This window comes from Rhizobacter sp. P2_H2, assembly GCF_056403375.1.
Genome location: NZ_JBFUFP010000337.1, coordinates 1 through 5,144 on the forward strand (window position 1 = coordinate 1; position 5,144 = coordinate 5,144).

Below are 5,144 nucleotides of genomic sequence, written 5' to 3' on the forward strand. Positions count from 1 at the left end.
CCGCCGCGGCGGCGAGCGTTGGGCTGCCGGCCAGCGCGCGCTGCTCCAGCGCATCGAGCTGCGCGTCGCCGAAGCGCTGCCACCACGGCCCCTTGGCGGCCGCGTCGTCGGGCGAGGCCGTGCGCCACGGCGCATCGAGCGTCCAGGTGACGGGCATGTCGGGCTTCGGCGGCTGGTAGTCCGGGCCCGCCGCGCAGGCCGTCAACAACAGGACCAGCAACGGTGCAGCAACCCGCAGCGTCACAGCGCCCCCTTCGCCGGCGGAGCGTCCTTGCCCGCCGGCGTGTCCTTGGCCGCTGGCGCCAGGGCCACCCGGTCGCCATCGGTCAGCGAGTCCGACGGATTCAGCACCAGCCGCTGGTTCGCCGCCAGGCCGTCGAGCACCTCGACGCTCTCGCCGTAGTTGCGGCCGAGCGTCACCGCGCGCAGCGTCACGCGGCCGCTCTCGTCGACCAGCGCGACGCGCGTGCCTTCGGCGCGGAACAGCAGCGCATTCGCCGGCACCAGCACCGCCTGGCTGGCCGCCAGCGGCAGCGACACCTGCACGTAGGCGCCCGGCAGCAGCGTGCCATCCGGGTTCGGCAGCGCGATCTCGACCTGCATCGTGCGCGTACCGGTGTCGATCGACGCCGCGGTGCGCGCCACCGTGCCCTTGAAGCTCTGCCCGCGCAGCTCGCCCTGCGTGACGACCACCGGCTGCCCCGCCTTCACCAGCTGCGCATACGACTGCGGCACGTTCACGTAGACGCGCAGCGGATCGGTCTGCGACAGCGTGAACAGCGGCTTGCCGCTCATGTCGATCAGGTCGCCCACGTCGACGTTGCGCCGCGTGATCACGCCGGCGAACGGCGCCACCACGCGCTTGAAGCCCTCGAGCTGGCGCAGCCGCTGCACGTTGGCGTCGGCCGCGGCCAGGTTGGCGCGCGCCTGCGCGGCACTGCTGCGGCGCTCGTCGAGGTCCTGCTGCGAGACCACGTCTTTCTTGCGCAGGCTCTCCCAGCGCTCGACCGTGCTCTTCGCGAGCTCCAGGCTCGACGACGCCTGCTCGCGCGCGGCGATCGCCTGCGTGAGCTGCTGGTCGAGCTCGGGCGATTCGATCTCGGCCAGCACCTCGCCGCGCTCGACGCGGCTGCCGATGTCCTTGGTCCAGCGCCGCAGGTAGCCGGTGGCGCGCGCAGCGATCGGCGATTGCACGAAGCCCTGCAGCGTGCCCGGCAGCGCGAGCGTCTGGCCGGCATCGCCGGTCTTCGGCAGCGCGGTCTTCACGTACTGCTTCGCGCGCTCGGCGGTGCCGGCCTCCAGCGCCTTCGCACTGCCCATGCGGCTGATCACGGTGCGGCCGGCGCCCAGCGCCAGCAGCACCAGCACCGCGAGCGCGACCCAGCGCATGCGGCGCGCGACGGCGCGGCGCTCCAGCGGGTCGGCCAGGTGCAGGGCGTGCTCGGGATCGTTCGGGTCGGCGGCGTGGATGCCCAGTGCCGCGTGGCGCTGCTCGGTCATGACTCAGGTCTCCTGGAGGCTGGCAGTGGGTGGCAGTGCGGCAACGTCACGCGCGGCATGGCGATGCGCCAGCCAGCGGTGCACGCCGGCGAACACCACCGGCACGAAGTAGAGGGTCGAGACGGTCGCGAACAACAGCCCGCCGATCACCGCGCGGCCGAGCGGCGCGTTCTGCTCGGCGCCTTCGCCCAGGCCGAGCGCCATCGGGATCATGCCGATGATCATCGCGAGCGCCGTCATCAGCACCGGGCGGATCCGCGTGGCGCCGGCTTCGAGCGCGGCCGACAGCGCCGGCACGCCTTCCTGCTGGCGCTGCCGCGCGAACGACACCAGCAGGATGCTGTTCGCGGTGGCCACGCCCATCGTCATGATCGCGCCGGTGAGCGCCGGCACGCTCAGCGTGGTGCCGGTGATGAACAGCATCCACGCGATGCCGGCCAGCGCCGACGGCAGCGCAGCGACGATGATCAGCGCATCGATCCAGCTCTGGAAATTGACGACGATCAGCAGGTACACCAGCACGATCGCCATCGCGAGGCCCACGCCCAGCCCGATGAACGAGGCCTGCATCGTCTGCACCTGGCCGCGCAGCACCACCTGGCTGCCACGCGGCAGCTTCGGGCGGATCTCGTCGACCAGCGCCTGCACCTTGCCGGCGACGCTCGCGAGGTCGGTGCCCTGCACGCCGACGTACACATCGATCGCCGGCAGGATGTTGTAGCGCGAGGCCACCGCGAGCTGCCGGCCCGGTGCCGCCTCGACCAGGTTGCCCAGCAGCTGCGTGCCGCCCGCGGCCGCGGCGGCCGTGCCACTCCCCGCGCCGACCGCGCCGACCGGCAGGTTCAGCAGCGCGTCCAGTGAATCCACCTTGTACTGCGGCGTCTGCACCGCGATGTTGTAGACCACGCCGTTCTGCGGGTTCAGCCAGAAGGCCGGCGCCGTCTGCGAGCTGCCCGACAGCGAGATCAGCACGTTCTGCCCGACGTTCGACGCGGTGAGGCCGAGCTGCTGCAGCCGCGAGCGGTCCATGTTGAGGTTCAGCGCCGGCAGGTCGTTGCGCTGGTGCACGTGCGCATCGACGGCGCCGGGGATCTCGCGGATCTTGCGCGTCAGCTCGGCCGCCAGCGCCGCGTTGGCGGCGAGGTTCTGGCCGGTGAACTGCACGTCGATCGCCGCCGGCAGCCCGAAGTTCAGGATCTGCGTGACGATGTCGGCCGGCTGGAAGAAGAACTCGGTACCCGGAAAGCGCTTCGGCAGCTCGGCGCGCAGCAGGCTGATGAACTCGTCGGTCGGCCGGTGGCCCTCCTTCAGCGAGAGCTGCAGCTCGCCATCGAGCGTGCCGATGGTGCCGGCATTGCTGTACGACAGGTTGATGCCGCTGTTGGGCACGCCCAGGTTGTCGAGGATGGTCTCCAGCTGGTCGGCCGGGATCAGCTCGCGGATCACTGCCTCGACCTCGTCGGCCAGCCGCGCGGTCTCCTCGATGCGCGTGCCGGTGGGCGCGCGCAAGTGCAGCCGGATCTGGCCCGAATCGACGCTCGGGAAGAAATCGCGCCCGAGGAACGGGATCAGCCCGCACGACAGCACGCAGAACAGCGAGAAGCCGATCACGAAGCGCCTGCGCTGCGACAGCAGGGCCGACAGCGACAGCGTGTAGACCCGGCGCACGCGCTCGAACTGGCGGTCGAAGGCGAGGTACACGCGCTGCAGCGCGTTCGGCTTCGCGCCCTTCGGTGCCGCATGCGCCTTGGCCATCAACAGCATCACCAGCGTCGGCACCAGCGTGCGCGACAGCAGGTACGACGCGATCATCGCGAACACCACCGCCTCGGCCATCGGCACGAACAGGAAGCGCGCGACGCCCGACAGGAAGAACATCGGCACGAACACGATGCAGATGCACAGCGTGGAGACGAAGGCCGGCACGCCGATCTCGCCGGCGCCGACCTCGATCGCCTCGATCAGCGGCGTGCCCAGGTGCAGGTGGCGCTCGATGTTCTCGATCGTCACGATCGCCTGGTCGACCAGGATGCCCACCGACAGCGCCAGGCCGCCGAGCGTCATCAGGTTCAGCGTCTCGCCGAGCATCTGCAGCACCAGGATGGACGCGAGGATCGACAGCGGGATCGTCGCCGCGATGATCAGCGTGCTGCGCCAGTTGCCGAGGAACAGCAGCACCATCGCGGCCGTCAGCAGCGCGGCGATCACCGCCTCGGCGATCACGCCCTTGACCGCTGCCTTCACGAACACCGACTGGTCGAACAACGGCGTCACCTTCACGTCGGCCGGCAGCGTCTGCGCGGCGCGCGGCAGCAGCGCGCGCAGGTTGTCGACGATGTCGAGCGTCGAGGCGCCGCCGTTCTTCAGCACCGACAGCAGCACGCCGCGCGCGCCGTCCTGCCGCACGATGTTGGTCTGCGGCGAGAAGCCGTCGCGCACGTAGGCAACGTCGCGCAGGTAGGTGGTGGCCGAACCGTTCGTGCGCACCGGCAGGTCGTTCAGCCCGGCGACCGCGTCGGGCGAGCCGTTCATCTTCACGGTGTACTCGGTGGCGCCGAACTTCGCGGTGCCCGACGGCAGGATCAGGTTCTGCAGGTTGATCGCGTTGACCACGTCGGCCGGCGACAGCCCGCGCGCCTGCAGCGCCGCGGTGTCGAGGTCGACCGAGATCAGCCGGTTCTTGCCGCCGTACGGGAACGGCACGGCCACGCCGGGAATCGTGATGAGTTGCGGGCGCAGCTGGTTGACCGCGGCGTCGAACACCGATTGCTCCGGCAGCGTCGGGCTCGACAGCGCGAGCTGCACCACCGGGATGCTGGAGGCCGAGTACTTGATCACCAGCGGCGGCGTGGTGCCCGGCGGCAGCTGCCGCACCTGGGTCTGCATCGACGCGACGACCTGGGCGATCGCGGTCTGGATGTTGGCGGTCGGCTGGAAGAAGACCTTGATCACCGCGACGCCGTTCAGCGATTGCGATTCGATGTGCTCGATGTCGCTGACGGTGGTGGTGAGCCCGCGCTCGCTCTGCGCCGAGATCCGCTGGCCCATCTCCTGGGCCGACAGCCCGCCGTAGTTCCAGATGATGCTGATCACCGGAATGTTGATTTCCGGGAAGATGTCGGTCGCCATGTTGCGCAGCGCGAACGGCGTGGCCAGCACGATCAGCAAGGCCATCACGATGAACGTGTAGGGGCGACGGAGCGCCAGCTGGACCATGGACATCGATCGAGACCTCTCAAGGAAACGCCGGGCCGCCCCAAGTTCCTTGACCCCCTCGGGGGGCCTGACGCGAAGCGGCAGGTGTGGGGGCCAACTGTTACGCGGGTCGTCGATCATAGGCAGATTCGCATTGCCGACGTGTGGCCGGTGGCGATGGCCGCCTGCGGCGAACACCCTGCGATGCGCGCGGCCGTCAGCCCGGCGTAAGCTGCCGGCACGCGGCGCGGGCCCGCCGCGAAGGAGTGGACATGGGCTGCCGACGCTGTGCACTGATCCGGGGCGCGCTGGGTGCGTCGATGGCATCGCTCGCGCTGGCGGCCGAGCCGCCGCTGCCACCGCCCGGCAGCGCGCCGAACCTGCCGAGCTGCGTGAGCACCGCGTGGATCCACTTCGGCCGCGACGACCGCGCCGCGGTGCTGGACGAC

Annotated in this window: 2 protein-coding genes and 1 pseudogene; all 3 read right to left on the reverse strand. The window is 70.5% G+C overall.

All coding sequences use genetic code 11. The features are described 5' to 3' along the window. Positions 1–220, reverse strand: a pseudogene (locus tag AC1D15_RS17305) (efflux transporter outer membrane subunit); the annotation flags it as partial. 20 nt (positions 221–240) lie between these two features. Then, positions 241–1,500: an efflux RND transporter periplasmic adaptor subunit gene (locus AC1D15_RS17310; RefSeq protein ID WP_477826941.1), complete on the reverse strand. Its 1,260-nt coding sequence runs from the start codon at positions 1,498–1,500 to the stop codon at positions 241–243. A gap of 3 nt (positions 1,501–1,503) precedes the next feature. Beyond that, positions 1,504–4,722 carry an efflux RND transporter permease subunit gene (locus tag AC1D15_RS17315; RefSeq protein WP_477826942.1) on the reverse strand — a complete coding sequence of 1,073 codons (3,219 nt, stop codon included), beginning with the start codon at positions 4,720–4,722 and terminating at the stop codon, positions 1,504–1,506. Positions 4,723–5,144 lie beyond the last annotated feature (422 nt).

Bases quoted from the DNA above. Each gene is read 5' to 3' on its own strand.
- AC1D15_RS17310 (WP_477826941.1), bottom strand. From the start codon at position 1,500: ATGACCGAGCAGCGCCACGCGGCACTGGGCATCCACGCCGCCGACCCG.
- AC1D15_RS17315 (WP_477826942.1), bottom strand. From the start codon at position 4,722: ATGTCCATGGTCCAGCTGGCGCTCCGTCGCCCCTACACGTTCATCGTG.